Origin of the sequence: Legionella gratiana, assembly GCF_001467695.1 — a bacterium.
Lineage (GTDB): Bacteria > Pseudomonadota > Gammaproteobacteria > Legionellales > Legionellaceae > Legionella > Legionella gratiana.
The window spans coordinates 1,876-2,947 of sequence record NZ_LNYE01000030.1 but is presented as its reverse complement, the minus strand read 5'-3'; the positions used below and the strand labels follow the sequence as shown (position 1 = coordinate 2,947).

Here is a 1,072-nt window from a genome sequence, read left to right as displayed (position 1 = left end):
TCTTTTCCCCAAGACAATTTTCCATAAAATGAGTATTTTTTACCCATTTATAGCTTTCTTTATCTTTATATTGAATCTTATTTCGATGATGATTTTTTCCATAGGATGATTTGTCTCGACACCACCGCTCTTGAGCAATTAAACCAATGGTCTTTTCCTTTTGAGCGTCCATTAGCATTGTTGAGTGAACTAAATATCCTTGCGTTTTTGTATTGAGACTATTGCTTGTATGTCCTAATCTCTCGCTAACCTCATGTTTGTATGAAAGTGAGGTGCTATCTTCAATCGCCAATAATACCGGTATTCTTTGAGCCAATAAGGCTGTAGCAGGGTAACCACCCTCTGCAATTTGTTTCGCTGAAACACGGGAATTTCTAATAAAACGATAGCTACCTTCAATTGATGCACTTTTTCCTTCGCAGCTTTTAGCTAGTGAGGCCCCTTGAGATTTCGATAACTGGCTACCTATTTTAACCAGACGTCCTGTAAGACGTTTATCACCTAAATCACAACGACCAAATATAGCTTCTGACCAGACTACTGCATTTTCAATCTCTAATTCCATGGCTTTTACACGTAAAAATAAAAGACATTTGATCATGCAAAACATCTTTTTGCAAGATGTGTATAAGATTCAGAGGGTATGCCGCCGAACTGTTACAGCAATATACCCAGCGCTCAACGAATATCAGTTCTTATACTGGTGTTCAGACAAGTTACATGGTTTGAGATCATTTTCTAGCGCAAGAAAATCTTTTGTTCTGACTTCACACAAGGCCTTAATGGCATTTAAATCTAGCGTGGCCCAGCCACGCACAACACCCGACGCCCGCGAGCAGCCCCAATGGCCACCTTTATATATTGCAAAATCAATACCAAACTTAGAGCCCTCACGAAACCAAGATTCCTTCTCGTCATTTAACCAATTATCAAATTCTTTTGACGACTTGGGTTGTTTTTTAAAATCAGGTACCGGATAAAAGGGCATGTCACTACAGTATTCATAAACAACATGAACAGGCAATAATTTTTGCGCACTGCCAACACCAGTTCGCCATTGATTATCATCGTC

The 1,072-nt window shown here is 39.2% G+C and carries 1 protein-coding gene and 1 pseudogene; both read right to left on the bottom strand.

Going from position 1 to position 1,072, the window contains the following annotated elements:
* A partial coding sequence (locus tag Lgra_RS16955; protein WP_274519575.1) for an IS4/Tn5 family transposase DNA-binding protein occupies positions 1-565 on the bottom strand: 565 nt, incomplete at its 3' end.
* Positions 566-688: 123 nt separating this feature from the next.
* Positions 689-1,072: pseudogene (locus Lgra_RS17910) on the bottom strand (F-box protein); the annotation flags it as partial.